Here is a 26,815-nt window from a genome sequence, read left to right as displayed (position 1 = left end):
AGGCGAGGCCGACGCAAAATTCGACACGGGGAGGTTCTCATGAAGGGCAGCGCTGCGCTCAAGAAGGACGTCGGTACGGCGGATAGCTGGAGAAGCTTCCAGCCGGGTGACTGGACCTCGTCCATCAATGTCCGAGACTTCATCGTAAGGAACGTTGCCCCTTATTCGGGAGACGAGCAGTTTCTGGCGCCGGCCTCGCAACGCACCAAGGCCGTATGGGCAAAGCTTCAGCCCTATTTCGCAGAAGAACGGAAGAAAGGCGTGCTCGCCGTTGACGCGAAGAATCCGTCGACCCTGCTGGCGCACGAGGCCGGTTATATCGACCGCGACAACGAGGTCATCGTCGGCCTTCAGACCGACCAGCCGTTCAAGCGGGCAATCTTTCCATTCGGCGGCCTGCGCATGGTGGAGGCGGGCCTCAAGGCTGCGGGCTTCGAGCCCGACGCTCAGGTCCACGAAGCCTTCACCAAGTATCGCAAGTCGCACAATGATGGCGTCTTCGACGCCTATACGCCCGAGATCATGAATTGCCGCCGGTCCGGCATCATCACCGGCCTGCCTGATGCCTATGGCCGAGGCCGCATCATCGGCGATTACCGCCGGGGCGCGCTGTACGGCACCGACCGCCTGCTCGAGGTCAAACGCCAGGAACGCGCACAGATCGACGACATGTGGCCGAGCGACGAGATCATTCGCCAGCGCGAGGAACTCGCCGAGCAGATACGCGCTCTTCAGGATCTTGCGGCCATGGCAAAGCGCTATGGCTTCGACATCACCCAGCCCGCGATGAACGCCCGTGAAGCGTTCCAGTGGACCTACTTTGCCTACCTTGGAGCGATCAAGGAAGCCAATGGCGCGGCCATGTCGATTGGCCGCATATCGAGCTTCCTCGACATCTTCATCGAACGCGACCTGAAGGAAGGGACGCTCGATGAATTCGGCGCGCAGGAACTCTGGGATCAACTGGTGCAGAAGCTGCGGATCGTGCGCTTCCTTCGCACGCCCGACTACGATGCGTTGTTCAGCGGCGACCCCTACTGGGCGACCGAATGCGTCGGCGGCATGGATCTCGACGGACGCGCGCTGGTGACCAGGAGCAGCTACCGCATGCTGCATACGCTCTATAATCTCGGGCCGGCACCTGAGCCGAACATAACCGTGCTCTGGTCCAACCATATGCCGCAGGCCTTTAAGCGCTACTGCGTCAAGGTCAGCAAGGACACGTCGTCGCTGCAATACGAGAACGACGACCTGATGCGGCCGTTCTGGGGCGATGACTACGCAATCGCCTGCTGCGTGTCGGCCATGCGGCTCGGCAAGCAGATGCAGTTCTTCGGCGCCCGCGTCAACCTGGCAAAGGCCCTGCTCTACGCCATCAATGGCGGCCGCGACGAGGTTTCGGGCGAACAGGTTGCGCCCAAAACCATGCCGGTTACCGGTGACTTCCTCGACTACGACGACGTGATGGCGAAGTTCGACACCACCATGGAGTGGCTAGCGAAGACCTACGTGCATGCCATGAACTGCATCCATTACATGCACGACAAGTACTTCTACGAGCGCCTGGAAATGGCGCTGCACGATCGCGACATCCTGCGCACCATGGCGTTCGGGATCGCCGGACTATCGGTGGTTGCCGACAGCCTGAGCGCCATCAAGTACGGCAAGATGCGTGTTACGCGTGACGCGACCGGACTGATCGTCGACTACCAGAACGAGGGCAACGCCTCGACCCCGCAGTTCGGCAACAACGACGACAGGGTCGACCAGATCGCGTCGGAGATCGTCACCTCCTTCATGGAGAAGATCCGCAAGCATCCGACCTATCGCAACGCAACACATACGCAGAGCGTTCTCACCATCACGTCGAACGTCGTCTACGGCAAGGCGACCGGCAACACGCCGGATGGCCGCAGGAAGGGAGAACCGTTCGGCCCGGGTGCGAACCCGATGCACGGCCGCGACAGTCACGGCTGGCTGGCGTCCTGCCTCTCCGTTGCAAAACTGCCCTACAAGGATGCGCAGGACGGCATCAGCTACACCGTCTCGATCGCACCGCAGAAGGCGCACCTGTCGGAAGGCCAGCTCATCGAGGAGGCCACCAAGGCGTTCGACATGTATTTCGGCCGCGGCGGCTTCCACATGAATCTCAACGTGATCGATCGAGAGACGCTGGAGGATGCCATCAAGAATCCGGACAAGTATCCCCAGCTCACCATCCGCGTGTCGGGATACGCCGTCAATTTCGTCCGCCTGACGCCGGAACAGCAAAGGGATGTGATCAGCCGTACCTTCCACGGCCAGATCTGAATTTCGGGGATTGGCGATGTCGACGGTGCAACCGCTCGAATCGGGCAGTCGCCACGACCTCCGTACGGGCGCCTCACCTGATGCGCCCGACGAGGACAAGTTCAAGGACGAGGAAGGTGCGTTCGGATACTGCCATTCCTACGAGTCGTCGTCGCGTTACGACGGGCCCGGCCTGCGGGTCGTCCTGTTCATGTCAGGCTGCCTCTTGCGCTGTAGCTATTGCCACAACCCGGACACCTGGCACCTCAAGGACGGCACCTACGTTTCGGCAGAACAGGTGCTGAAACGTCTTGGCGACTTTGCCCCCTCGCTGCGCAGCGTCGGCGGCGGGCTGACCATCTCGGGCGGCGAAGCGATGGTGCAGCTCGCTTTCGCCAAGCGCATTTTTGCCGGCGCCAAGGCGATGGGTTTGCACACGGCGATCGAGACGTCCGGCTTCCTTGGCGATCGGGCTGACGACTCCTTTCTCAACGTGGTCGATCTCATACTGCTCGATATCAAGAGTTCCGATCCCCTCACCTACCGAAAGGTGACGGGCCGGGACATCGCACCAACACTACGCTTTGCCGAGCGTCTGGCGTCGATCGGCAAACCCGTCTGGGTCCGTTTCACACTCGTTCCCGGCGCCACCGACGACCCGGCCAACGTCGAAGGCATCGCGCGGTTTGTCGCTCCCATGAAGAACGTCGAATGGGTCGAGGTGCAACCCTTCCATCAGATGGGTTCCTTCAAATGGAAAGCGATAGGCCTCGACTACAAGCACGAAAACACACCACCCCCTACGCGAGAGTTGGTGAACAGGGTTATCGGCCAATTTCGCGATGCTGGCTGCAATGCCCGCTAGCTGCCCTGAATTGAGTCGGAGAGTGAAATGTTGGATGTTGCGCGCGATATCATCGGCAGCCAGCCGATACTTACAGCCTTTCTCGCGATCGGCGTCGGCTATCTGGTAGGCCAGATCAATATCTTTGGTTTCTCCCTCGGCGTCGGCGCCGTGCTCTTCGTGGGCCTCGCCATCGGCGCGTTCGCGCCGAAAGCCCAGATCATTGGTCCGATCGGTCTCACCGGCCTGATCATGTTCCTCTACGGTATCGGAATTCTGTACGGCCGGCAGTTTTTTGAAGGCATGGTCGGCGCCGGACAGAAGTACAATCTCCTCGCCCTGATCGCGTGCCTTGCGGGTCTTGGTGTGGCGCTCCTGCTGGGGCAGATGTTCGGCGTAAAGATGGGGCATACGCTCGGAATTTACGCGGGATCGATGACGAGCACGGCCACCCTTCAGGCGGCGCTGGATGTCACCAAAAGCAAAGACCCGTCGATCGGCTACTCGATCGCTTATCCATTCGGCGTCATCGGCCCGATCCTGTGCATCTATTTCATGACGCGCATGGTGAAGCCGAAATTCCCAACCAAGGCCCAACGCTTTCACATGGGCGAAATTTCCATCGGCGCCGGCTTTGCCGGCCGTACCCTGGATGAACTCAGCAAGGAAGCTCTGAGCGGTGCCCAGGTCACCATGGTTCGCAAGGCGGACCAGAATATCGTGCCATTGGGTGACATTGTGTTGTCCGCCGGCGATGCCGTGCTCGTTGTTGCGGAAAGCCAGGACGCGATTGCAAGCGCCGCAGCAAAAGTCGGAAAACTGGAACCGGGGCGGCTGGCCAGTGACCGGGCTGATCTTGACTACATTCGCGTGTTTGTCGGCAAGGCCAGTGTGGTCGGAATTCCGCTCTCCAGTCTCCCCATGCCATCAGGTTTTCCCGCTCACCTCCTCCATGTACGGCGCTACGATGCCGACCTTGTGCCGTCGCCCGACTTGATGCTGGAGTTTGGCGACCGCGTCGGCGTTCTGACACGCCCGGATCGCAAGGAGGAAATTCGCAGGCATTTCGGCGACACGGTGAAGGCGACCGCCGAGTTCAGCTACGTCTCCCTCGGGCTTGGCATGGTGATGGGCGTTCTCCTTGGCTTGATCCCGATCCCGATCCCGGGCGTTGGCGTGGTCACGCTTGGCATTGGCGGCGGACCGCTGATCGTCGCCCTCATCCTTGGCAAGCTGCGCCGTACGGGCCCCATGCTCTGGACCATGCCGCTGCCGGCCAACATCGTGCTGCGAAATTTCGGCCTTGCGATGTTTCTCGCAACCGTCGGCGTCAACGCCGGGCAACCCTTTGTCCGAACGGTCGCTGAATCCGGCTTCACGATGCTGTTCATCGGAGCTGCCGTCCTGCTCACCACGGTGGCGATCGTTCTGCTGGTCGGCCACTATCTCATGCGAATTCCCTATGACGATCTCGTCGGAGTGGCGTCGGGAGCGACCGGAAATCCCGCCATTCTCGTCTACTCGACCAAAATGGCGCCTACCGAGCGGCCCGATATCGGGTACGCGATGATCTTTCCTTCCATGACGCTGGTGAAGGTCATCGCCGTGCAGATCGTCGGACTTCTGGCGATAGGTAGCGCCGGTGGCTGAGGCCCGGCGATCGAGGATGCACAATGGCTGACTCCGGACGCGCGCCCATTTTTAATCTGCAGGCCTACAGCCCGGCCGAGATCAAGGAGGCTGTCGAAAAGGTTGGCGTGAAGAAGGCCAATCTGCCCTTCCTTACCTCTTTCATGCTGGCGGTCGTGGCAGGTGGCGGCATCGGGTTCGGCGCGCTCTATTACACGATCGTTGCCAGCGATCCGACGCTCAGCTTCGCCACGGCACGCGTCGTTGGCGGACTCGTTTTCACCCTCGGATTGACACTCGTTCTCGTGGGAGGAGCCGAGCTGTTTACAGGCAACAACCTGATCGTGATGGCTTGGGCCAGCGGCAAAGTTTCCACGGGTACGATGCTGCACAACTGGACCATCGTCTACTTCGGCAACTTCACCGGAGCGCTTGGGCTGGTTTTCCTGGTCTTCTTTTCCCATCACCTCGACATGAATGATGGCCGTATCGGCCTGTCGGTACTGAACACGGCTGCCGGAAAGATCCGGCCCGATGTCGTCGCGCTGTTCTTCAAGGGCATTCTGTGCAACGTGCTCGTGTGCGCGGCCGTCTGGCTTGCTTATGCAGGCCGATCGGTCACCGACAAGATGGTTGCAGTCGTGCTGCCGATCTCTGCCTTCATAGCAGCCGGGTTCGAGCACTGCGTGGCTAACATGTACTTCCTGCCGTTGGCATGGCTACTTGTCCAGACCGGGCATGCCCCGGCGAATTTCGATACTTCCCTCATCACCATACCAGGCATATTGCACAATCTCGTGCCGGTAACGCTGGGCAACATTGTCGGCGGCGCCGGCTTTGTCGGCGCCGTCTACTGGGTGATCTATCGAGTAACGTTCGGCGTATCCCGCGAGAAGCAGGAGCAAGCGCGCCTATGACGCCTTGCTCCCAAGCGATCTGACATTCGAGCCGTCTGCTGCATCCAGCCCGAACAGGCCGGCGACCTGCTTGAGCCGTTTCGCCACCTCACCGGATATCTCGGCGCTGGCCGACAGCACTTCCTGAATGGCCGCAAACACCTTCCTGCGCTGTTCCGCATTCTTCGGCAGCAGCTTCGGTATCGCCGCGAGCGCCGCTTCGCGGTCGAGCAACAACATGAAGAATTGCTCTCGAACCAGCGTCTTGAATTCGGCCAAGGTTATTCGTTTCGACTCGTCGGTCTGGCGCAGTCGCCGTAAGGCTTCAAGGCTGCGCTCATCCACCATGCCGCGGGCGGATCCGACGTAGAGCAGCGCACGCACGCCGGCTTCGCGCAATCCGCCGGAACTGATCTTTGACTTCAACTCGGTGACACGCGCCTCCAGCAGCTCGCGATGCTTCGGATCCATCTCGCGCGGACCCGACGGCATGGACTTCGGATCGACGCCAACCGCGGCTTGCAATGCGGGCGAGCCGTAGATGGCAAGGAACATCGCTTCGCTGAGCGCTTCCTGTGAATCTCGCCATTGATCGAGGGAACTGACGATCTGCTTCGATATCCTGTCCTGGAATGCCAGGAAAGGATTGTCGTTGGCGACGGGCTTGCGTCGTTCGCGCGCCTTTTCGGCCGCATTTCCTACGACCTGCATGAAGGGATTCTGGCTGCTGAACGCCTCGTACTGAAGCCGAAGTGGATGCCAGTTGCGCATCATCTCGGCCATCTGCGGCGTAACCATGGACTTGACCCAAGGCTGCACATACTTGCGGTAAGCCTCGATGTTCATCTCCGAAACGCGCTTGGCGGTCTCGAAGCGCCGTTCATCTTCGGGCGAATTGCCGCCCATATTGCGGATATCATCCAGCGTGCGCGCTTCACAGCGCATCACCCATTGCCCGACCGCGAGCTCGGCGTTTGTGGTGTCGGCCCCCCTCGCCTCGAAGGTCGCCTCATAGAGCCCCGGCGGCAGCACGTCGATCAGGTCGATGTTGCTGGAGAACTCGGCATGTTCCTTCTTGGCGATTCCCCCCGAGACGAAGATGCCGAGGTGACCGATCGTTTCATGGACGGTGTAGACGATCGTCTGGCCATAGGCCCTGATCTCGTCGACGTCGGCATATAGCTCGAGAATCCAGTGCAGCGCCTGCTGCGGTGGCGTGATGTTGTCGCCCTTGGAGCAGAACACGACGATCGGCGAGCGAATGTTGCGCAGATCAACGGGGCTTCCGTCCGACATCTTGATGCGGCCGGCGGCAAGGTTGTTGCCGATGAACAACTCGTCGACGATGAACTGGATTTCTTCCGCGTTCAGATTGACGTGGCCGCCCCACCAGCGCTCGAACTCGAGATAGCGGTCGGCCTCGGTGTCGACCTTGGAATAGACGTTGTATTGCTTGGTCCAAAGCGTGTTCGACGGGTTCTGGTTCTCGAAATTCTGCACCAGCCAGGCGCCGTCGAACTTGCCGCCTCCGAGGTCGCTGGACAGCGCGGTCAGCCAACTGCCGCCGAGCAGGCCGCCCGAATAGCGCATCGGATACTGGCCGCGCACGCCCGCCCAATAGGCTAACGGTGCGCCGGCGATGATCAGCGGGCCGAACAGTTCCGGCCGGAGCGAGGCAAGGATCATGACCGCCCAGCCCGCCTGGCAATTGCCGATCACGCATGGCTTGCCGTCGGCCTCGGGATGCCGTTCGATCACCTTCTCGATAAAGATCGCCTCGGCGCGAGCGATGCGCTCGATGGTCTGGCCCGGCATGGGCTCGGGCAGGAAGCCGACGAAATAACAGGGATGGCCAGCCTTCATGGCGACGCCGATCTCGCTATCGGCCTTGAAGCCGCCGATGCCAGGCCCATGACCGGCGCGCGGATCGACCACGATGAACGGCCGCCGCTTGAGGTCGATCTCCACGCCCTTGGGCGGAATGATGCGCACCAGCGCGTAGTTGACCGGCTGTTCAAGCTTACGGCCGTCGATGATCAGTTCCGCTGCATAGCTCAGGACGTGTGGCGCTGTCTGAGCGACGTGCTCGCGGTACTGGTCGCCGCGCTGGCGCATGATATCCAGGAACAGCACGCTGCGCTGCCCGGCATCGACCATATATTCCACGGCCTTGGCGACGAGCCCCGACATGGGGCCGCCCGGTAGTTGCGAATTGTCCAGTGACATCTCTCGCTCCTTCCACCAGCGATGGGATTGAAGGCGGTTGGCATCATCGGACCTTGACTTAGGTCAATCTCGCACGACCGGACCGGGCCCAATAAGCCACGGACAGGGAACATTCATGTCGGCGCCAGGCGACTACTCCGCTATCGAGCACATGCGCGACGGGCGCAATGTCGAAATCCGCGCGCTACAGCCCGACGACAAGGACGACATGCTAACCGCTGTCGGCCGCACCGGCATGCAGTCGCTGCAACGACGCTTCTTCGTGGCAAAGCGCGGTTTCTCGGAAAAGGAGATCGCCTTTTTCATGAATATTGATTTCATCAATCATGTCGCTCTTGTGGCGCTGGCCGATGAGGACGGATGCAAGGTGATAGTCGGTGGCGGGCGGTACATCGTGACGGAGCCAGGAAATGCCGAAATCGCCTTCGTGGTGATCGACGACTACCAGGGACAGGGCATTGGCACGCTATTGATGCGTCACCTCGCCGTCATCGCTCGCAAGGCAGGATTGACGCAACTGATCGCCGAAGTGCTGCCCGAAAACGCCGCCATGCGGAAGGTCTTCAGCAAGTTCGGCTTTCAGGCACGCCGGGGACGTGATCCACAAGTCGTTCATCTGACGCTCAGTCTGTAAAGAGCCGCAACCGTCGCCGACGGCGCCATCGATCACCGCTTGCCGTCTCAAGGCTTGGCGGCGTCTGCCTTCTTCCAGGTCTGATCGGGATCGAACCAGTTCATCCGCTTGACGAGCGACCTGGTCGAGTTGCCAAGGTCCTTCTGATAGACCACGCCGTTGTGGTTGACGAGGAAAGTCATGACGCCGGAATTGCCGTATTCGGCTGGATAGGCGAGCAGCGCGAAACCGCCGATCATCTTGCCCTTGACGACATAGCTGAGTGTACCGCCGGGCGCATTTGGGCCTTGCTGGGTGAGAATGCGGTAATAGTAGCCATGATAGGGGATCGGCCCCTCGCCGACCTTGTAGCCTTCTCCGGAGGCCTGCGCCGCGAGTTCGCCGAGCGGGCTGTCGTCGCCGGGCCAGTAGAGGCCGTCCCTTTTGCCTGTGGTGCTGACGATACGCTGCGCATAGGCGCCGACCCCCTGCCCGCGATCCTTCTCGGCATATTCGTTCTGTGCATCGACAAAGGCCAGGCAGGTCTGAATCGCATCGAGTTCGTTGCGGCCGATGCGGCGGTAGAGGATCTCGAGACGGCCTGCCGCAGTGTCGAATTCCCATCCGCTGTTGTTCTTCGTCAACGGGATCGGGAACGGGAAGTCGTCGTTGCCGAGCATTATCACGGCCTTCTTGTCGTCCTCGAGCTTGACCGCGTGCTTGGCGTCGTAAGCGGCCGTGAAGCGCTCACGCGACTCCTTGTCTGCGACATCGTCGCCCGAGGAAATGATGTCCTCGCCGCCGGAGCCGAGCACGCGCAGCATTTCCCTGCGCACGCCGGACTTGATCGCCGTGGCGAGCGCGCTGGCCGCCTCGTCGGGCGACTTGTATATCTGCTGCGCGCTGGCGTTCGGAATGGCGAGGGCCAATATTCCGGCGAACGTGAACCCGGCGCAGGCGATTTGAACAGAGGAAAGCGAACGATGCCCGGTCATGTCAAATCCTCGATCGCGTGGGGACATGCCCGCCCGCGGCAAGCCAGTCATGGTAGGTGCGGAATTGCAAGCCGAGCTTGTCGTAATAGACGCGCAGATAGCCGTCGCCGCCACGCGTCACCGCATCCGGCCTCACCATCTGCACTTCCTGGGCAATCACGCCGACGTAAGCCTTTTGGCTGCCGAGATAGCTGAAGCGGTAATAGCCGAGGCCATTGTCGAGATGGCCGAGCAGCACGACGTCGTGCTTCAGCGCCATGTCGGAACGTCGGCCACCGCCGCCGCCCCGGAAACCGCCACCGCCACCACCTCCACCGCGGAAACCTCCACCGCCGGCCGCGGCAAATCCGCCGCCACCACGGCCACCGCCCGCGAAGGCATGGCCGCCACCGCCTCGTCCGCCAAGACTCATCTGACCGCGCGCGGAAGCGACGTTGGCAGCGCGTCCGCCGCCCGACATACCGCCCAAGGCGCTGTCGCGTCCGCCGCCGCGGCCTCCACCTGAAGGTCCGCGGGCTCGATCGGCCGCAGCCGCGCGGTTGCCGCCGCCACCACCCTTGGCGCGATCACCGCCGCCCTTGGCGCGATCGCCGCCGCCTTTGGCACGATCACCGGCTGCGGCGCGGTCACCCCGATTGCCCCCGCGATCACCGGTCCTGTCGCCCGCACGATCGCCGGCGCGATCACCTGCACGATCACCGGCTCGATCGCCCGCACCCGGACGATCGCCGCCGGGCTTCAGCACCTGCTGACCGTCGCGGCCGCGATAGTTCATGCGGTCGCTGGCACCCGCCCGCGCGGTGTTTTGGCCAAAGCGATTGGCGATATTCTGGTTGGGATATTTGACGCCCGCGCGGTGCGCCGGGTTGTGCTGCCAGCCGCCTCCAACGTTGTTGATCTTGTTGAAGTGGTTGACGTAGACGTTGCGGTTGCCCCAGTTGCAGCCGCCGCCCCAATAGTTGCCCCAGCGCCCGATCGCCCAACCGGCGCCGAAGGCAAGACCGGCTGCGATTACGCCTGCGCCGATATAGGACGGATAGCCGAAATAATAGGGCGGATACTCTGCGTAGGGCCAGGTTCCGTAAACCGTCGCGGGATCGTAGTAGGGAACGTACATGGTATCGGGCTGCGCCTGCTCGATCACGATCACATCCCGATTGTCCTGCTTCTGAACACTGACCTTCTGCTGCTTGTTGCTGACGAGCTTGTTGTTCTTTTGCGCCCTCTCGCGCAGCCGCTGGATCGCGTCCATCACGTCAGGCTGTTGCGCCAACACGGCATCGCCGAGATTCTTGGTCCAGTCGACCTTGTCGCTCATCATGGCAAGCACGTCAGGCGTTGAAACAAGGGCCCTGACACTTTCGTCCCAGGCCTGCTTGTCGACCGCCGCCTTCAGCGCATCGCCCTTCAGGGTCTTGTTGCCCTTCACCCAGCGGTCGGCCTGCACGACTTCCAGCGGATAGGTCGAGGCCGCCAGCACGTTGGCGAGCAATTCATCCGGATACAGCGCGATCGGCGCGACCAGTGCCTCGAGTTGCTCGGGCTTGAGCGTCTCGGCCTGCGGCTGACTCGGCGCCGTCGCCTGGGTCGGCTCAGGCTGGGCTGGTGGCTGCGCTGGTGTTTGCGCCGGTGTGGCTACCGGAGCCGCCAACAGCAGCGCCAGTGCAAGCAATATCGTGCCGCAACGGAACATCGTCGCCTCCATTCCTGTCCTGGCGCAGCTTCCGGCGACCGGCCCGGCGTCCATTGATTCAGATCAATGAAGCGTCGTTCTCTGCGCAGCGGGATTTTGTGCAAGGCATCCAGCGCTCCGATCGCATGGGCCGTCAAGGCCGTGAAAGACTGCTACGCAATCAATGCGCGGGCCACGGTGATATCGGCTGCCGAACGGGCTCTCGGCATCAAGAATGTGCAGCTATGGGCCCGCAGCGTTGAAGATGCGCCATCGAGGCTTGATCTGAATCAAGGTCCGGATCGCGGCCGCAGTCCTAACCTTCTGTGCGGCAGCGGACCCGACCGGGTCTTTCAGGAGAGACTTGTCATGGCCAAGATTGACGACCTGATCCCCAGCGCAAAGGAAATCCAGAAGCAGGCAGCCTTGAAGGAGGCTCAGAAGGCCGACGAGCACGCCAAGCGCCTGGCGGCGGCCGACGCTGAAAAGCGGGCCCTGATCGACAAGTTGAGCAAACCGTCGGGACTGTCGGAGGAGGAGAAGGTTCAGCTTGCCTCGACCGTGATCCAGCGCGCGGTACGCAACGGCTTGTCCGAAGTGCAGGTCTACCGCTTCCCGAATTCGCTATGCACGGACAAGGGCCGCGCCATCAACCAGATGGAGAAGGGCTGGGAAACGACGCTGACCGGGATTCCCAAGGAAATCTTTCAGCTTTGGTCCGATTACCTACAGCCGAGGGGCTATCGCATCCGCTACCAGATCATCGATTTTTCCGGCGGCGTGCCCGGCGACATCGCCATCACCATAAGCTGGGACGGCTAGCCTTTCCGCATCTGAACGGGGGAATCTTTGCGCATGGACAAAGACCGCGCTTCGCCGAAAATGAAGCGGAAGGAATATGAGAAGGAGCTGCGCAAGCTCCAGGTGCAGCTCTGCCATTTGCAGGATTGGGTAAAGGCCAAGAAGCTGAAGGTGATCATCATCTTCGAAGGCCGCGACGCGGCCGGCAAGGGAGGCACCATCAAGGCCCTCACCGAAAAGGTCAGCCCACGGGTGTTCCGCGTCTGCGCCCTTCCCGCGCCGTCAGACCGGCAGAAAAGCCAGCTCTTCCTGCAACGCTACATCGACCAATTCCCCGCCGGCGGCGAGATCGTGATCTTCGATCGGAGCTGGTACAATCGCGCCGGTGTCGAATATGTCATGGGCTTCTGCACTCCAGAAGAGCACAAGCGCTTTCTGGAGCTATGCCCGCAGGTCGAGAAATTCGCCGTCGATGGCGGCATCACCCTGATCAAGCTGTGGCTCGAGGTCGGGATGGAGGAGCAGGAAATGCGCTTCCAGGCTCGCATCGAGGATCCGCTGCGGCAGTGGAAGCTCAGCCCGATGGATACCGAATCGTTCGGGCGCTGGTACGATTATTCACGGGCGCGCGACATGATGTTGGAGGCAACCGACACTGAGCATGCGCCTTGGCGGCTGATCCGCTCAGACGACAAGCGGCGTGCTCGCTTGAACGTAATCTCGCACATCCTCCGAACGATTCCGTACAAGAAGATCGCGCGAGACAAGGTCAAGCTGCCGAAGCGGACCCACAAGGGGCGCTACGACGATCAGGCGAGCTTACGCAGGATGAAATTCGTCGAGGAGCGCTACTAGCGAAAGTGAGAACCCGCACAAGGCGGGTCCCGTCATCTCTCATTGCATCGCGATCGTGACGCCTCCGATGGCGGCCGAGGCTTCGACGCCGACTCTGGGCCCGCTAAGCTGTAGGATCACGCCATTGGCATTCTGCAATTGCACGCCGCCGGCGCCCGCTGCGAGCGCACCGCCCGCCCCACCCACGGCATAGCTGCCGGCGAGATCGCCGGGGCTGCGCAAATTCAAGGCCCTGCCGACAAACTTGCTGGTGGAGGCACCGATCGTGAAGCCCACGCTCATGCCCGACACCGTGAACGGATAGCGCTTGCCGCGGAAGGTAAGCACGCCTTGCCCGCCACCGACGCCGACGATAAAGCCACCCTTGGTGAAGACCACGGCCACCTGGCCGGTTTCAGCAAGGCTTGGCGTCGGCAGACCGGCAGAGACCAAAAACCCCAGTACGCCCGCCAGCGTCATCCAGTTCTTCTTCATCGTTTGCCCCTTCAGGTTTTCGCTTCGCTGTCACTCGATCGATGATCATCCGCGCGCTGGGCGGCTACCTTGATCCAGGTCAAGGTCGAGTTGCGCCGCACGGGTCGATCCGGCCTTCACATCGCTGAGCACGCTGTCCATCCGCCGGGTCCAATTGGCGCTGTCAGTCTTCTTTGCGAGGCCATCGGCCTCCAGGACATCGCGCACCTGTCCCCGCGCACCGACGATCTGGAAGGCAATCCCACGCGAGGCGAGCTCGCCGTGGAGGTCGTGCAGCATCTTGGCACCCGCAAGATCGATGAACGGCGAGGAGGAGAGCCCGCAAACGACCAGCCTGGTGTCCTGCGATGCGTTGACCCTCGCCAGTACGGTCTCCAGCACGGTTTCGGCATTGATGTAGAGCAGCGATGCCTCGGGGCGAAATGCAATCACGCCTGCGAGCGGCTCGACATCCGGATTCCTCGCGCTGTCCGCATAGCGGCCGGTTCCCGGTAGGCGACCCAGGAAAGCCACGTTCGGCTGCGAGGCGCGCGCCAGCAGCAGCAAGATCGAGGCTAGCGCCGCCAGCAGGATGCCTTTGAGAATGCCGAGCAGCAGCACCGAAACAAGTGCGATCGCGGCGGCGTAGAAGTCGATCCGGCTGATCCGCCACATCCGTACCAGCGCAGCGATATCGACCAGCTTGTAGACCGCGGTGAAGACGATGGCGGCCAGCACTGCCTTCGGCAGGTTGGTCAGGAGGCCGGTGAGGAAGAGCAGGCAGATCGCCAGCGTCGCCGAGCAGATGATGAGCGCCAGAGGCGTTTTTGCGCCCGCCTGGTCGTTGACCGCTGATTGCGACAATCCGCCTGCAACGGGATAACCATGGCCGAGCGACACCGCGAGATTGGCCGCACCAAGTCCCAAAAACTCCTGCCGGACGTCGATGGGATAGCCGTGCTTTGCGGCAAAGCTGCGCGCGGCGGACACGCCTTCGATATAGGCGAGCAGCAGGACGCCGGCCGCGAGCGGAAACAGTTCGTCGAACTCCAGCAGGCCAAAGGTCGGCACGGCAAGGCTTGGCAGCCCGCTCGGGATATTCCCGGTCACGGGAATGCCCAGTGACGGCAGTCCGAATATCGTCGCAACAAGAATGGCCAGAGCGACCACCGTGAGCCCGACCGGCCGTCCCGGCAGGAAGCGTTCGCCGAGCAGGAGCAGAAGTATCGCTACCAGTCCGATCGTCAGCACGATCCAGTGAATGCTGCCGAGCTGGCCGGCGAGCTTGATCAGGCGTTCGAAGAAATTATGCCCGCCGCCGGCAACGCCGAACAGGCTTGGCAACTGGGTCATGATGATCGTCAACCCTGCCCCGGCCTTGAAGCCGACCAGGATGCTGTCGCTGATCAGGCGCACCAGCATGCTGAGCCGGAAAATCCAGGCGATCAGGCAAAGCACCGCGACGGCCACGGCTGCAAGACTTGCAATCTGCGCATAACGAACCGCATCGCCCGCCGCGAGCGGGCTCACCGTCGCGGCGATCATCAACGAGATCGCGGAGGTGGGACCGACCGCGAGTTGCCGGGACGAGCCGAGCAGCGCATAACCGATGCCGCCCAGCATGTAGCCATAGATGCCGATCTGCGGCGGCAAGCCGGCAAGCGCCGCGTACGCCAGCGACACCGGGATCGCATAGGCGGCAAGCGTGACGCCTGCGATGACATCCGGGCGAAGCCAGGAAGCGCGATACCCGGCGAGCCATGTCAGCGGTGGAAAGAATGCTGTTACCTTCGATTTCATGGTGTCACCGGTTCAAAATTGCTCCGATGCCTCGATGGGGCGCGCCAAGCTGCACACCAGAAGCACAAGCAGCAGTACGAAAACGGGAACGCTAAGGGTCAGCGTCGTCTCGGCGTTGGCAAGAACACCGTGCGTGATCCATGTATAGGTGTCGAGGTAACCGCCTGCGAACGCGAGCAGCACGGCGACCAGCAACGTCTCCTCGCGACGCGCTGGCGGAGCGACGGATTGGATCGACGGCAGCCTTGAGCTCATCGGACCCAGTAAAAGTCGTGGCGGTGCAGGTCAGGCTTGATCTGAATCAATCGGTTCGCGGAAATCCGGCCCTCTGATGAGGGAGTTTCGCACCTCTGCCTGGGACAACGGGAATGTTCCGTCGCCTCTGGAAGATGCTGGTCGTATCCGCGACCGTCATGGCCGCGTCGTTGGCGATGGCGGCCGACGATCCGCCGCCGCGCTTGCAGGAGGAAGTGTGGGCGCTCCCCCTTCCCGTGCCGACCATCGCCTATGTCGTACGCCCTGTCGGCGATGGCCCCTTTCCGCTTGCGATCATGAATCACGGTGTGTCGATGGATCCGGCGCAGCGCATCTTCTTTCCGCTGGTCGAATTTCGCGATGCCGCCATGTGGTTCGCGCGCCGTGGCTACATGGTCGTGGCGCCGTCCGGACCAGGCTACGGCGCAGCAGCAGTCGAAGCTCCGGAAGCCGGCCTGTTCAGCGTGTTCTTCTCCAAAATCGGCAAATGCACGAACCCGAATTTTCGTGACGCGGGGCTTGCGAAGGCTCAGCTCAGCCTTTGGATTATCGAATATATGAGCACGTTGAAACGGATCGTCCCCGACAACGTGATCGTTATCGGCCAATCCGCCGGTGGATGGGGGGCGATCGCGCTGTCGAGCGTCAACCCACCGCCGGTGAAAGCCATTATCACCTTCGCCGCCGGGCGCGGTGGGCGCGTCGACGGCAAGCCCAACAACAATTGTGCGCCGGACAAGCTGGTGGAGGCTACGTCGGAATTTGGCCGCACCTCCCGTGTGCCGATGCTCATGATGTACATCGAGAACGACACTTATTTCGGACCGGAACTGTCGAAGCGGATGCATGCGGCCTTCACCGCAGCCGGCGGCAATGCCGAATACCATCTGTTTCCGCCGCACGGCGGCGACGGGCATTTCTTCGTCGGCATGGCCGATGCGATCCCTGTCTGGTCGCCCTTGGTCGGCGCTTTCCTCGACAAGCACAAGTGAGGAGCCATGCGACATTTTCGATTGCTGCAATTTCTTTTCGGCGTCGCCCTCACCGTGTCGTCGACTGCGCCGGCGCTTGCACAGCAAGCCAAAAAGCTGGCCGCGGACGAATTCGCCACGCGCGGCCAGCGTGAAGCGCGCGCCATCAAATATGGCGCCTGGCAAAAGATCTGCTTCAAGCCGGGTGGCGCAAAAATGGTCTGCCGCACCACCATCGCCGGAACCTTCGAGACGGGTCAGATCGCTGTGCGCATTTACGTCGTCGAGCGAGAGGACGACAGTACCGCAAGGCTGCAACTGTTCCTGCCGGTCGGCCTCTATGTCCGCCCCGGCGTCAAGCTCACCGTGGACAGGGGAACGGCACACACGATCCCGTTCAACTGGTGCCTGACCAACACCTGCATCGCCGGTGATGCCGCGAATCCGATACTGCTCCGCGAGATGGAAGCGGGCAAGGAACTGACGGTGGAGGTCGTCGACACCAACATGCTTGCGGTCACGACCTCACTCCCGCTCGTTCAGTTCGCCGCCGTTCGCAAGGGGGCGCCCACGAAAACCTACGAACAGAATATTGACGAATAGATCACGCCAACGCCGCCGCCTGCTCGATCGTTTCGATCAGCGAGCGGGCGGTGAACGGCTTGGTGAGATAGGCAAGGCAACCCGACGCCATCGCGGCCATGCGAGTGGCGTTGCTGTCATTTCCGGTGATGTAGATGACCGGCAGCGTCACGCCCAGTTCCGTCAGTTGATGGCGCAGCTCGATACCCGATCCGTCGCTCAGGTTGATGTCAAGCACGATGCAAAAGGCCTGATCGAAGTGGTCATGATCCTTCAGGGCCCTTGCCGTTTCGAATGGGATGGTTTCAAAACCGTATTGCTTCAGCAGCCGACGCATGCCCTTGAGCATGGACGGATCATCATCAGCGACAAGGACGGTTTTGCGGCGCTGTTGGGACAAGGTTCTCTGGCTTTCAGATACTGGAAATCAATTTTCGCGGCCACGTAGGACGATCAGCCAACCTTTCCGGTGGACGAAAGTTCCAGAATAACTCCGGCGCCTCATACCGGCTGCCGCACCAGCGTATGTTGCTGCCGAACGCGAAATCTTCATATTGTCCCTTGGGACAGGCGGTTAGGCCAGCAGGCCGAGCCGCTCGGCGATCGTCACCAGCTCCGCCAACGATTGCACCTTCATCTTTTCCATCACCTGATGGCGATGCGCCTTGATGGTGCGCTCGGTCGCTCCCAGCTCATGGGCGATCTGCTTGTTCAGCTTGCCGCGCACGACAAGGTCAAAGACCTGCCGTTCGCGTGGCGTAAGTTCGGCCACCAGCGCGCGCATCTGATCCAGCTTCTGCCGCTCGCATCGAAGATGGGTGTGCCGCGCCAGAGCGCGCTCGATGGCGCGGAGCAATTGCTCCGACTCAACCGGCTTGGTCAAAAAATCCTCCGCGCCGGCCTTGATGGTCCGCACGGTGGTCGGTGTATCGGCATGCCCGGTCAGGAATACGATCGGCAGCGTAGAGCCGACCTCGTTGAGGCGGTCCTGCAATTCCGGGCCACTCAATCCCGGTATCTGCACGTCGAGCAGGATGCAGCCGGGCTCGTTTTCTTCCGGCAGGCGGTCGAGCAACTGCTGGCCCGACGGATAGGACGCGACCTGATAACCGGCCAGCTTCAGCCGCCGCTCGATTGCAGCGCGGAAGGACTCATCATCGTCGACGACATGCACGCGGCTCGTCACAACTGCCTCCTACGCGGCCAGCGGAAGTGTAAAATGAAATGCCGCCCCGCCGCCATGCTGGTTTTCGGCCCAGATCTGGCCCCTGTGGGCCAGCACGATGGTGCGCGCAATGGAAAGCCCGATCCCCATTCCCTGATCCTTGGTGGTGAAAAACGGATCGAAAACCCGACTCAGTTCATCGGCTGGAATGCCCGGTCCGGAGTCCGAAATCGAGACCACGGCCGACGATCCGCCGTTCAGTTCGGTACGGCCGATGACGGTGCGGCCATAGGGCATCGTTGCCACCGCGTCCATGCTGTTGACGACAAGGTTGAGGATGACCTGCTGGAGATGGATCGGATCGCCCCTGATGCGCAGCGCGTTCGGCGCCGTCTGTAGGTACAGCGCCACATTGCGAGCAGAGGCCTGCACCGACATGAACTTGAAGGCTTCGCTCATGATCTCGTTGAGATCGATGTCGCGGGTCTCGAACGGCGTGCGTTTCAGGAAGCCACGCAGGCGGCGAAGTACCTCGCCGGCGCGCTGATCGTCCCGCTTGATGTCGGCGAGGATTTCCCTGATCTCGCCAAGATCGGGATTGTCGGATTTCAGGATCAGCTCGGCGGTCTCGGCATTGGTGAGGATCGCCCCGAGCGGCTGGTTGAGCTCATGCGCGATGGACGATGACAATTCGCCCGTCGTCGCCCGCCGGTTGACGTGCGCAAGTTCGGTCATTCGCTTCCGCGATTCCACCTCTGCGTGACGCCGCATGTGCCGCTCATGCAGCAAAAAAGCGATCAGCCCCGCCTGGATCAGCAGCGCTGCGGCGACGAGCGCGCTCTGCCAGCGATACTTTTCGAGGAAGCTCGGGTCACGGAAACGGATTTCACTGCCAGCCGGCAGACTGGATTGGCTGACATTCCAGCGCTGCATCTGCGGCCAGTTGAAGATCGGCTTGACGCCTCCGTGCACAGGTGGAACCTCCGCCGCACGCGCGCCGTCCAGAATGCGAAGCGTGACCCCGGCGACCTCTTCGCCGATCTGGCGGGGAAGCAGGACGTATCCGCCGATTCCGCCGGGGACCAGAAATGTTTCGGCAGGAGTGATGATCGGCCGGTTCGCCCTCTCCGCAATGAGTCCAAGTGCGACGGATGGCAGATAGAATTTTCCTTCGCCGTCGGAGAACATGGCGGAGTAGATGATGGCGCTGCGTTCCGGCAGCTCTGCCACGCGTTGGCGGACGTCCGCCAGTTTTTGACCGACGAGATCGATCACCTTCAGGCCGGCGGCCGCGGTGCCGACTTCATCGCCCCAGTTGCGGTAGACAACCAGCGAATTCCAGGGGTCCCCGACAAGAGCGATCGTATCGAGATCGGGCACCACGGCCCGCGCCGCCTCGATCTCGAAGGCAAGCGGCAAGTGGTTGATCACGCCCGTGACATTGGGCGGCCGCTTGAGGCGCGCGACATCCATCTCGTCGAGCATTGCGTAAACCACCGGAATGCCCGGCCACAATTCGTCGCGCCATTTGACCACAAGCTCGGTCGTGGCGGCACCGACCGATACAAGCGCGCCGATCGTCTTGTCTTGATACTTCTCCTTCAGGTACCGCTTCAGGCTGGCCTCAAAGACCGGACCGGAAAAGCGGCTCAGGTCGAGATTTTCGCTGTACAGCGCCACGTGCTCATCGGGATGATTGGCGACCGTGCCGCGCAGGCTTGAAAGCAACTGATAGTAAAACGGTCCTCCGTCCGACTGATCGAGCACCAGAACGGAATGCGGCCGCCTCTCCTGCGCCGAAAGCGACATCGGCGCGAGCAGCGTGACCAATCCGACGATCAGGCCTTTGATCCTCACCACGTCCCCCCGGACAGCAAGGCGTTGCAATCGAAATTAGCACTCCGCCGCTCGAACGGAAACACCGCGGTCGCTGTCCTCCGGCAGCCATGTTGACGCATCGGCTCTCCGCCATCGGACCTGTCCTCAGGGACAATGGATTGCGCCCGCGCAATGGTGAGAATGCCTGCCGCTGTGAGACGACCTTCGCGGAATGCGACAACGGCGTTGCATGCACTATTTGAGAAGGTTTGGCCTATCGCCAAAGCGTCACCTTCGAAGGAGATGGTCCATGTTTGCCTGCACCAGCCTCGGCCCGGCCGGCTTCCCCGGCATTTTCGATGCGGAATACCCCGAAAAAGGTTCAGCCTTACGGATCAATTTGAATGAATTCAGCTACAGGAAGGGCGCCGAGATTTTCGGCGAGAAGGAGCCGGCCGATTACGTCTACCAGATCGCTACGGGTGCGGTGCGAAGCTACAAGCTGCTCTCGGACGGACGCCGCCAGATCGGTGCCTTTCACCTCGCCGGCGATATTTTCGGTCTCGAGATCGGCACGGACCACCGCTTCACCGCGGAGGCGATCGTAGATACTACCGTTCGCCTGATGAAGCGGCGCAGCCTCGAGCTCGTCGCCCAGAACGACCTGATGGTCGCCCGCAATCTCCTCAGCATGACCACGAACAACCTGCGACATGCCGAGGATCATATGCTGCTGCTCGGCCGCAAGACGTCGCTCGAGCGCGTCGCCGCCTTCCTGATCGAGATGGACAAGCGATCGACAGCGGCCGGCATTCTTGCGCTGCCGATGTGCCGCCGCGACATTGCCGACTATCTCGGACTGACGCTGGAGACGGTGTCGCGCGCGCTCTCGCGCCTGCATGCCCTCGGCATCCTCGCCTTCATCGGCAACAACCAGCGCCAGATCGTGCTGCGCGACCGGGACAAGCTCGCGAGCCTCGATCTTCAGTACTGAAAAAGCGTGCCGGGGCCGCCGTCCAGCCAGGATGCGCGACAGTGACGCTCATCAGATGCAGCCGCTTTCCGCCGCGCCGCGGGCAACGCTGATCGCGCTGGCCGTCGCCGACGCACTAATTCAGCATCACACTTTTCCCAGTTCCCTGTCTTTCGCGACCACATCGGTATCGGATGCAATGGTCAGTGGGTCGTCATCGCGCACCCACGCCGTCAGCAATTCCCAGACGACCGCCAGTATAATCGGTCCGATGAAGAGGCCGACAATGCCGTGCGCCAGCGTGCCGCCGATCACGCCGAGGAAGATGACGAGGGCGGGCGTGGTCAGTCCGCGTCCCATCACGATCGGTTTGAGCACGTTGTCGGCGAGGGACGCCGGCAGGATGCAAAGCGTGATCACAAGCGCTACGGCAAACGATTTGGTCATCCAGACCCAGATGAGTACGGGAATGACGATGATGGCCGAGCCGATCTGTAGAATTCCGAGCATCATCACCGCAAAGGCCAGCAGTCCCGCCCACGGAACGTCGGCCAGCTTCATGATGATCCCGATGACCAGGCCCTGCGCGACCGCGATGCCGATCACGCCTTGCGCCACCGAACGGATGGTTGCTCCCGCCAACGCCAGAAAGTCCACGCTGCGTTCAGCGACGACCCGGGACAGGAACCGCTTGCTCGCCGCAACCAGCCGTGGTCCAGCCGGAAAGAGGAAGCCGGTGAGCGCGACCGCCACGAGGAATTTCAGGGTGCCTACCCCCGCGTCGCCGGCCAGACCGAGCATGGTTCCGGCCAGCGGCTTCAACTGCGGAGCCACTTGCCCCACGAGCGCCCGCAGATTGGTCGAAGCCTGATCCCAGAAGCCGTACGCCTGCTGGCCGATGATCGGCCAATCCCTGACGCTGGGTGGCGGTGACGGGATCGCGACCGTACCGGCGCTGAGCTGCGCGGCAAAGCTGCGAAGCCCCTCCACCGCGCCGAGCCCAAGCCAGGTCGCCGGACCGATGACGATGCCGAGGTTGATCAGCGTCAGGATCGTCGCGGCTGTTTTAGGACGATGTCCCAGCAAGCGGGATAACCAGTTGAAGACCGGATAGAGCGCGACTGTCAGCACCATGCTCCAGGCAAGGATCGGCACGAATGGCCGGATCACAACGAACGACCAGTAGATCAGCAATGCCAGTAGCGCGAGCCGGACGGCAAGCTGGATTTCGTCCTCACCCGCAAGGAGCTGTCGGATCGTTCGCAAGATGCGCCCTCGGATCTGACCTGAAGATATTTGGCGCCTTGATTCGTGAGCTTGACTCAGATCAAGCGCCGAGTTTCTCCCCATCTGTTGAACCGGCATAAAGCCGGGTCGACTGCCCGTAGTCAGGACTTTTTTATCCTCGTCCGAAAACTCAAAAGATTCAAATAGGTTGACGGGATACGCCTTCCGCCAGACATCTTCCGCCAGACGTCATCAGATCCTCCCGCCGGGCGCGTTCGACAGCCCGATGTGAACCGTTTCATATTCTCATGGCACAGGCGCTGCTATCCATCAGTGACTGGGGATTGCAGGGCCCAGTTTGAGACAGGGCGCCGCCGGGATGACGCATTTCGAGCCCGGCGGCGTATCTTTTGAGAACTGAGGAAAGCCCTCGCGATCGATCACTTTGCGTCGACCTCGTTGAACGCCTCGCGCGCGTTGCGGAAGGCGTCGATGCCGGCGGGCACGCCGCAATAGACCGCCACCTGGAGCAGGATTTCCTTGATCTCATCCTTGGTAAGGCCGTTCTTCAGCGCGCCCTTGACGTGAAGTTTGAGTTCATGCGGCCGGTTCAGTGCTCCCAGCATCGCCAGATTGACGATGCTGCGGGTCCGTTTGTCCATTCCCGGCCGGGTCCACAGCGCACCCCAGCAGAACTCGGTCGACCATTCCGCCATGGTACGGGTGAACTCGTCCGCGCCCGCGATCGACTTGTTGACGTAGTCCTCGCCGAGCACTTCCTTGCGGACCTTGAGGCCCTTTTCGTAAAGTTCGCTTTTGCTCATGGATCGTCCTTTCAGGTTTGAAGAGCATCTTTCCTGGATGAATGGCTCGGCGCCGACAGGATGCGCGAGCCATTCATCAGACCGGGAATGTCGTTGCAAGTGTCGAGCCGCCAGACCGCCTCGATGATTCGGTCGGCATCCCAATCGCTGCCGCCGGTGCGCACGCTTTCACGCAGCTTGGCTTCGATATCATGATCTCGAAGCGGATCGGCCAGGCTGCCGCGGGGAGACATCACCGTCTCGGTGATCGTTTCCCCCGATGTCAGGCGGATGGCCACGCGCGCAGCGCCGTCGGGCATGGAAGCATCGAGTTCGGCCCGCACCTTCTCGCGGAATTTTGCGATATCCGGCCGGAATACAGTTTCGCGGGCAAACTCGGCGACGCCGGCAGCGCCAACCAGCAGGCCGCAGGCAACGCAATGATGGATGCTGACGCGGGCGTCGCGCTCATTGCCGACCGCCCGGTCGCCGCGCGCAAGCAATAATGCCGACCCCTGCACTGTCACTGCCTCGACCTGATCGAGCCGCTCAATGCGCTCGCGCAGCGCAAAACAGGCGTCGATGACGGCATGAAACACGATGCCCGCCGGATAGGGCTTGTAGGTATTTTTCGAGATCTCCCAGGTCCGGCCAAGGCCGTCCAGCAACCGCCCGAGGTCGGGATCATCGCCCATGGCGCGCGCCCAGCCGAGCGGCCCCTCGATCGCCCGCGGCGCGGCCTCATACCCCTGCTGGGCAAGGAATGCCGCAAACAAGCCGTTGCGCGCCGCATTGCCGACGCTGACATTCTTGGCGGCGGTCGGAAGATTCTCGACATTGCCGGCGGACTGGCTCGCCGCGATGCCGATCGCATTGGCGATTCCCTCGGCGGATAGCCCGAGCAGTTTCGCGCAGGCCGCCGCCGCGCCGAAAATCCCGCAGGTCGATGTGATATGCCAGCCGCGTGCATAATGCCGCGGCGAGACGGCGTTGCCGATACGGCACTCGATCTCCACTCCCAGGATGAAGGCCGTCAGCACCTCGCGGCCGGACAGCTTGCGCGCCTCAGCAAGCGTAAGTGCAGGCGCGGCAACCGGCGCTGCCGGATGAATGATCGTCTCCGGATGCGTGTCGTCGAAATCGAGAAGGTTCGCCGAGATCGCATTGACGAACGCCGCGCCCATCGCATCGAGCCGCTCGGTGCGCCCGATGACGGTCGAGGTCGCGGGGCCGCTGAATGGCAACAACGTCCGCAAGGCGATGGTAACGGCCGGATCATGCGCCGAACCGAGTGCGGTAGCGAAAAAATTGAGCAGCGACCGCTTGGCCTCGTGCTCCTGCGCCGCAATGTCCGCCCATGAGGTGACGGCAACCAGATCAGCCAACGTCCGGCTGACACCTGAAACTTCGTTTTGCGGCACCTGGGCGCATTCCTCTTTTTCCGAACCTTAAGCCGACCTGCGGCCAACTGTCGACCTCAAATTCTTCAGCTTGACAGATTGACTGACAATCTGAACAGATAGCCGCCGCGGAAGCCCGACGGCCACAAGCAAACAACGACGACAAGTCGGAACAACAACAGCGCGCTCGCCTTCGAGACGCGCGGCAGGGGAGTAAACGATGGCGGGAGAGACCCTCGGCGTAATTGGCACGGGCCGCATGGGCGGTCCGATGGCGGGACGCTTGCTTGACGCGGGCTATTCGCTCGTCATCTACGATACCCAGAGCGAAGCGATGCAGCCGCTGCTCAAGCGCGGCGCGCAGCAAGCCAAATCACCCGCCGATGTCGCTTCCCGCGCGGAGATCGTGCTGGCCAGCCTGCCCACCCCCGATATCGTCAAGGCGGTTGCCCTCGGCGTCGACGGCATCAGCAGCGGTAACAAGGCGCGTATCGTGGTGGATCTATCCACCAGCGGTCCCGGCGCGGCCAAGCTGGTGGCGGAAGGCCTAAAGGCCAAGGGCATGACGCTGGTCGATGCGCCCGTCAGCGGCGGCATCAAGGGCGCCGTCAACGGCACGCTCGCCGTGATGGTGTCATGCCCGCAAACGACCTACGACACGGTGCAGCCGATCCTGAAGAATTTCGGCAAGCTGTTCTATACCGGCGATCAACCGGGCGTGGCCCAGACCGCCAAACTCGCCAACAATCTGATGGCAGCCGCGGCGCTGGTGATCACATCGGAAGCGGTGGCGATGGGCGTCAAGGGCGGCGTCAACGCAAAAGTCCTGATCGACATCATCAATGCCAGCAGCGGCCGCAACAGCGCGTCCGAAGACAAGTTTCCACGCGCGGTACTGCCCGGCACCTTCGATTTCGGATTCGCGACCGGCCTTTCCTACAAGGACGTGCGGCTCTGTATCGACGAGGCCGAGGCCATGGGCGTGCCGATGGTCTGCGGCGCGGCGGTGCGACAGATGCTTGCAATCACCAACGCCAAATTCGGTGCCGCCTCCGATTTCACGTCGATCGCCAAGGTCGTCGAGGAATGGGCCGGCGTGCAGATGCGCGGCTGACCGGAGCAACGCAAGCGATGGTGATCGGCGCGACCGGATCGGCAACTGAACCGCTGGCGCGGCGAATGGCGCGGTCGGCGCTTGCCGTCGAGCTGTCGGATTTCGGTCCGGAGGTCGTCGCTAAGGCGAAACTGTGCCTGATCGACTTCCTCTCCTGTGCATTCGAAGCTGGAGGCCATCCCTGGAGCCGGCAGGCGGTTGCAGCGGCTCATCCCGCGAACGACGGCGCAACCATCATCGGAACCTCGCGGCTTGCGTCGCCCGCCGATGCCGCCTTTGCCAATGCCGTGATGGGTCACGGTCTCGTGCGCGAGGACATGCATGCGGGCAGCATCTCGCACCACGGCGTCGTGGTCTGGCCGACCCTGCTCGCGCTTTCCGAACAGACTGTCATGCGTGGCACCACCTTGCTCACCGCCGCTATCATTGGCTACGAGGCCGGCGCGCGGATCGGCCGCGCGCTCTTCAACACCGACCTTGCCCGCCTGTATCGGCCGACCGGTCTGGTCGCACCGCTCGGCGCAGCGCTGGCCGGCAGCTTCGCGCGGGGCCTTTCCGAACAAGCCGCAGCCAGCGCCGTCGCGATCGCCGCCAACACTTCCAGTGGCCTCAACCAGTGGCCGCATGGCGGCGGCTCGGAAATGTATTTTCACCCGGGTTTTGCAGCCGCCAACGCGCTCCGGGCCATCGCCCTCGCCTCTTCCGGCGCACTTGCTTCGGAGACGATCCTGGAGGGCGAGGCCGGCCTGTTCGCGGCTTACCGGCGGCAAGGCGCGCCTGACGACATCGAGCTGTTCGCCGGCGGCGAGGCCGAAATCATGGCCGTCTACAACAAGCCGGCTCCGGCATGCAATTTCGCCCAGACCGCATCGCAAGCGGCGCTGCGTGTCTCGCGCGAGATTGCCGGCACGGATGCCATCGAGCGCGTGATCATTCGCGCGCCGGAAGCCGCCGTTCGCTATCCCGGCTGTGATGCCAAAGGGCCCTACCGGAACGCGCTGCAAGCGAAGATGAGCATTCCCTTCAGCGTGGCAGCCACGCTTGCCCGCGGCGAGATCGGCGAAGAGAACTATGCATCCCTCGACGAGCCGGAAATCCTCCGCCTGATCGCCACAACCGATCTTCAGGATGACCCCGCTTTCACCGCCGCCTTTCCTGCCCGGCAAGGCGCCGAAGTCGCCATCCGGCTACGTGACGGCAGGACGATCCGGCACAGCCTTCCCGACGTGGTCGCCGCGACCCCGCAGGAAATCCGAAGCCGTTTTCGATCCGCCGCAGGACGCGTTATCGGCGCGGATCGTGCGCAACGGCTGGAACAAGCCATCGATGGCTGCGAACAGCTTGGCGATGCCGGACTGATCGCCGCTTCATGCCGGCTCGAGCCGCCGGGACAGATTTTGCGAACCGCATCGTAAGCGAATGCCAGGGGGAATC

The 26,815-nt window shown here is 62.2% G+C and carries 24 protein-coding genes; 12 read left to right on the top strand and 12 right to left on the bottom strand.

Features of this window, described 5'->3' with window-relative positions; genetic code table 11:
• Positions 1–39: 39 nt before the first annotated feature.
• From pflB to JQ628_RS05625, 4 genes are read left to right on the top strand one after another with little or no spacing between them, the layout of a single operon-like run.
• A complete protein-coding gene (pflB, locus tag JQ628_RS05640; protein ID WP_212220511.1) occupies positions 40–2,310 on the top strand; it encodes a formate C-acetyltransferase in 2,271 nt (756 codons plus the stop codon).
• 16 nt (positions 2,311–2,326) lie between these two features.
• Positions 2,327–3,154 carry a pyruvate formate-lyase-activating protein gene (pflA, locus tag JQ628_RS05635; protein ID WP_212220508.1) on the top strand — a complete coding sequence of 276 codons (828 nt, stop codon included), beginning with the start codon at positions 2,327–2,329 and terminating at the stop codon, positions 3,152–3,154.
• A gap of 27 nt (positions 3,155–3,181) precedes the next feature.
• Positions 3,182–4,783 (top strand): aspartate:alanine exchanger family transporter, encoded by a 1,602-nt coding sequence (locus JQ628_RS05630; RefSeq protein WP_212220505.1) that lies wholly within the window; start codon positions 3,182–3,184, stop codon positions 4,781–4,783.
• A 23-nt stretch (positions 4,784–4,806) separates the two neighbouring features.
• Positions 4,807–5,679, top strand: coding sequence for a formate/nitrite transporter family protein (locus JQ628_RS05625; protein WP_212220503.1), 873 nt, complete (start codon positions 4,807–4,809; stop codon positions 5,677–5,679).
• Here JQ628_RS05625 and JQ628_RS05620 read toward each other — a convergent pair.
• Positions 5,674–7,884, bottom strand: a complete 2,211-nt coding sequence (locus JQ628_RS05620) for a DUF3141 domain-containing protein (RefSeq protein ID WP_212220499.1) — start codon at positions 7,882–7,884, stop codon at positions 5,674–5,676. The two genes, JQ628_RS05625 and JQ628_RS05620, sit on opposite strands and share 6 nt — an antisense overlap.
• A gap of 115 nt (positions 7,885–7,999) precedes the next feature.
• Between JQ628_RS05620 and JQ628_RS05615 the strand changes: the two genes are divergently transcribed.
• Positions 8,000–8,518 (top strand): GNAT family N-acetyltransferase, encoded by a 519-nt coding sequence (locus tag JQ628_RS05615; RefSeq protein WP_212221129.1) that lies wholly within the window; start codon positions 8,000–8,002, stop codon positions 8,516–8,518.
• Between the two features lie 47 nt (positions 8,519–8,565).
• On the opposite strand, the gene JQ628_RS05610 is transcribed toward JQ628_RS05615, so the two are convergent.
• Both JQ628_RS05610 and JQ628_RS05605 read right to left on the bottom strand, forming a co-directional pair.
• Positions 8,566–9,492, bottom strand: a complete 927-nt coding sequence (locus JQ628_RS05610; protein ID WP_212220496.1) for a DUF2950 domain-containing protein — start codon at positions 9,490–9,492, stop codon at positions 8,566–8,568.
• 1 nt (position 9,493) lies between these two features.
• The gene (locus tag JQ628_RS05605) at positions 9,494–11,185 is read right to left on the bottom strand and encodes a DUF3300 domain-containing protein (RefSeq protein WP_212220493.1); all 1,692 of its coding nucleotides are present in this window, start codon (positions 11,183–11,185) and stop codon (positions 9,494–9,496) included.
• A gap of 348 nt (positions 11,186–11,533) precedes the next feature.
• On the opposite strand from JQ628_RS05605, the gene JQ628_RS05600 reads away from it, so the two are divergent.
• Together JQ628_RS05600 and ppk2 are read left to right on the top strand one after the other, a co-directional pair.
• Entirely contained in the window at positions 11,534–11,986 is a 453-nt protein-coding gene (locus tag JQ628_RS05600) for a hypothetical protein (protein WP_212220490.1), read from the top strand.
• Between the two features lie 33 nt (positions 11,987–12,019).
• The gene (gene ppk2, locus JQ628_RS05595; RefSeq protein ID WP_212220487.1) at positions 12,020–12,820 is read left to right on the top strand and encodes a polyphosphate kinase 2; all 801 of its coding nucleotides are present in this window, start codon (positions 12,020–12,022) and stop codon (positions 12,818–12,820) included.
• A gap of 39 nt (positions 12,821–12,859) precedes the next feature.
• On the opposite strand, the gene JQ628_RS05590 is transcribed toward ppk2, so the two are convergent.
• The 3 genes from JQ628_RS05590 to JQ628_RS34810 are packed head-to-tail and all read right to left on the bottom strand — an operon-like array spanning position 12,860 to position 15,268.
• Positions 12,860–13,294, bottom strand: a complete 435-nt coding sequence (locus tag JQ628_RS05590) for a hypothetical protein (protein ID WP_433996104.1) — start codon at positions 13,292–13,294, stop codon at positions 12,860–12,862.
• A gap of 45 nt (positions 13,295–13,339) precedes the next feature.
• On the bottom strand, positions 13,340–15,073 hold the full coding sequence (locus JQ628_RS05585; protein WP_212220484.1) for a SulP family inorganic anion transporter: 1,734 nt from the start codon (positions 15,071–15,073) through the stop codon (positions 13,340–13,342).
• A 12-nt stretch (positions 15,074–15,085) separates the two neighbouring features.
• Positions 15,086–15,268, bottom strand: a complete 183-nt coding sequence (locus tag JQ628_RS34810; RefSeq protein ID WP_349628022.1) for a hypothetical protein — start codon at positions 15,266–15,268, stop codon at positions 15,086–15,088.
• A gap of 218 nt (positions 15,269–15,486) precedes the next feature.
• Between JQ628_RS34810 and JQ628_RS05575 the strand changes: the two genes are divergently transcribed.
• Both JQ628_RS05575 and JQ628_RS05570 read left to right on the top strand, forming a co-directional pair.
• Positions 15,487–16,320 (top strand): alpha/beta hydrolase family protein, encoded by an 834-nt coding sequence (locus JQ628_RS05575; RefSeq protein ID WP_433996110.1) that lies wholly within the window; start codon positions 15,487–15,489, stop codon positions 16,318–16,320.
• 6 nt (positions 16,321–16,326) lie between these two features.
• Positions 16,327–16,902, top strand: coding sequence for an invasion associated locus B family protein (locus tag JQ628_RS05570; protein WP_212220478.1), 576 nt, complete (start codon positions 16,327–16,329; stop codon positions 16,900–16,902).
• A gap of 1 nt (position 16,903) precedes the next feature.
• On the opposite strand, the gene JQ628_RS05565 is transcribed toward JQ628_RS05570, so the two are convergent.
• From JQ628_RS05565 to JQ628_RS05555, 3 genes are all read right to left on the bottom strand, one after another.
• The gene (locus JQ628_RS05565) at positions 16,904–17,281 is read right to left on the bottom strand and encodes a response regulator (RefSeq protein ID WP_249127499.1); all 378 of its coding nucleotides are present in this window, start codon (positions 17,279–17,281) and stop codon (positions 16,904–16,906) included.
• 174 nt (positions 17,282–17,455) lie between these two features.
• A complete protein-coding gene (locus tag JQ628_RS05560; RefSeq protein ID WP_212220475.1) occupies positions 17,456–18,067 on the bottom strand; it encodes a response regulator transcription factor in 612 nt (203 codons plus the stop codon).
• A 9-nt stretch (positions 18,068–18,076) separates the two neighbouring features.
• The gene (locus tag JQ628_RS05555; RefSeq protein WP_349628021.1) at positions 18,077–19,903 is read right to left on the bottom strand and encodes a sensor histidine kinase; all 1,827 of its coding nucleotides are present in this window, start codon (positions 19,901–19,903) and stop codon (positions 18,077–18,079) included.
• Positions 19,904–20,174: 271 nt separating this feature from the next.
• On the opposite strand from JQ628_RS05555, the gene JQ628_RS05550 reads away from it, so the two are divergent.
• Positions 20,175–20,858, top strand: a complete 684-nt coding sequence (locus JQ628_RS05550) for a helix-turn-helix domain-containing protein (RefSeq protein WP_212220469.1) — start codon at positions 20,175–20,177, stop codon at positions 20,856–20,858.
• Between the two features lie 126 nt (positions 20,859–20,984).
• On the opposite strand, the gene JQ628_RS05545 is transcribed toward JQ628_RS05550, so the two are convergent.
• The 3 genes from JQ628_RS05545 to JQ628_RS05535 form a co-directional block, all read right to left on the bottom strand.
• Positions 20,985–22,103 carry an AI-2E family transporter gene (locus JQ628_RS05545; protein WP_212220466.1) on the bottom strand — a complete coding sequence of 373 codons (1,119 nt, stop codon included), beginning with the start codon at positions 22,101–22,103 and terminating at the stop codon, positions 20,985–20,987.
• Between the two features lie 401 nt (positions 22,104–22,504).
• Positions 22,505–22,888, bottom strand: coding sequence for a carboxymuconolactone decarboxylase family protein (locus tag JQ628_RS05540; protein ID WP_212220463.1), 384 nt, complete (start codon positions 22,886–22,888; stop codon positions 22,505–22,507).
• A gap of 11 nt (positions 22,889–22,899) precedes the next feature.
• Entirely contained in the window at positions 22,900–24,288 is a 1,389-nt protein-coding gene (locus tag JQ628_RS05535; RefSeq protein WP_212220461.1) for an MmgE/PrpD family protein, read from the bottom strand.
• A gap of 199 nt (positions 24,289–24,487) precedes the next feature.
• Between JQ628_RS05535 and JQ628_RS05530 the strand changes: the two genes are divergently transcribed.
• Complete coding sequence (locus JQ628_RS05530; RefSeq protein ID WP_212220458.1) at positions 24,488–25,381, top strand: NAD(P)-dependent oxidoreductase; 894 nt, start codon at positions 24,488–24,490, stop codon at positions 25,379–25,381.
• The gene (locus JQ628_RS05525; RefSeq protein ID WP_249127497.1) at positions 25,354–26,796 is read left to right on the top strand and encodes an MmgE/PrpD family protein; all 1,443 of its coding nucleotides are present in this window, start codon (positions 25,354–25,356) and stop codon (positions 26,794–26,796) included. The genes JQ628_RS05530 and JQ628_RS05525 overlap by 28 nt, the downstream gene beginning before the upstream one ends.
• Positions 26,797–26,815 lie beyond the last annotated feature (19 nt).

This window comes from Bradyrhizobium lablabi (assembly GCF_018129385.1).
Lineage (GTDB): Bacteria > Pseudomonadota > Alphaproteobacteria > Rhizobiales > Xanthobacteraceae > Bradyrhizobium > Bradyrhizobium lablabi_C.
This window is presented reverse-complemented; position numbering and strand designations above follow the sequence as displayed.

What these genes read in the sequence shown, in the direction of transcription:
- pflB (WP_212220511.1), top strand. Translation starts at nt 40, where the DNA reads ATGAAGGGCAGCGCTGCGCTCAAGAAGGACGTCGGTACGGCGGATAGC.
- pflA (WP_212220508.1), top strand. Translation starts at nt 2,327, where the DNA reads ATGTCGACGGTGCAACCGCTCGAATCGGGCAGTCGCCACGACCTCCGT.
- JQ628_RS05630 (WP_212220505.1), top strand. Translation starts at nt 3,182, where the DNA reads ATGTTGGATGTTGCGCGCGATATCATCGGCAGCCAGCCGATACTTACA.
- JQ628_RS05625 (WP_212220503.1), top strand. Translation starts at nt 4,807, where the DNA reads ATGGCTGACTCCGGACGCGCGCCCATTTTTAATCTGCAGGCCTACAGC.
- JQ628_RS05620 (WP_212220499.1), bottom strand. Translation starts at nt 7,884, where the DNA reads ATGTCACTGGACAATTCGCAACTACCGGGCGGCCCCATGTCGGGGCTC.
- JQ628_RS05615 (WP_212221129.1), top strand. Translation starts at nt 8,000, where the DNA reads ATGTCGGCGCCAGGCGACTACTCCGCTATCGAGCACATGCGCGACGGG.
- JQ628_RS05610 (WP_212220496.1), bottom strand. Translation starts at nt 9,492, where the DNA reads ATGACCGGGCATCGTTCGCTTTCCTCTGTTCAAATCGCCTGCGCCGGG.
- JQ628_RS05605 (WP_212220493.1), bottom strand. Translation starts at nt 11,185, where the DNA reads ATGTTCCGTTGCGGCACGATATTGCTTGCACTGGCGCTGCTGTTGGCG.
- JQ628_RS05600 (WP_212220490.1), top strand. Translation starts at nt 11,534, where the DNA reads ATGGCCAAGATTGACGACCTGATCCCCAGCGCAAAGGAAATCCAGAAG.
- ppk2 (WP_212220487.1), top strand. Translation starts at nt 12,020, where the DNA reads ATGGACAAAGACCGCGCTTCGCCGAAAATGAAGCGGAAGGAATATGAG.
- JQ628_RS05590 (WP_433996104.1), bottom strand. Translation starts at nt 13,294, where the DNA reads ATGAAGAAGAACTGGATGACGCTGGCGGGCGTACTGGGGTTTTTGGTC.
- JQ628_RS05585 (WP_212220484.1), bottom strand. Translation starts at nt 15,073, where the DNA reads ATGAAATCGAAGGTAACAGCATTCTTTCCACCGCTGACATGGCTCGCC.
- JQ628_RS05575 (WP_433996110.1), top strand. Translation starts at nt 15,487, where the DNA reads ATGGCCGCGTCGTTGGCGATGGCGGCCGACGATCCGCCGCCGCGCTTG.
- JQ628_RS05570 (WP_212220478.1), top strand. Translation starts at nt 16,327, where the DNA reads ATGCGACATTTTCGATTGCTGCAATTTCTTTTCGGCGTCGCCCTCACC.
- JQ628_RS05550 (WP_212220469.1), top strand. Translation starts at nt 20,175, where the DNA reads ATGTTTGCCTGCACCAGCCTCGGCCCGGCCGGCTTCCCCGGCATTTTC.
- JQ628_RS05540 (WP_212220463.1), bottom strand. Translation starts at nt 22,888, where the DNA reads ATGAGCAAAAGCGAACTTTACGAAAAGGGCCTCAAGGTCCGCAAGGAA.
- JQ628_RS05530 (WP_212220458.1), top strand. Translation starts at nt 24,488, where the DNA reads ATGGCGGGAGAGACCCTCGGCGTAATTGGCACGGGCCGCATGGGCGGT.
- JQ628_RS05525 (WP_249127497.1), top strand. Translation starts at nt 25,354, where the DNA reads ATGGGCCGGCGTGCAGATGCGCGGCTGACCGGAGCAACGCAAGCGATG.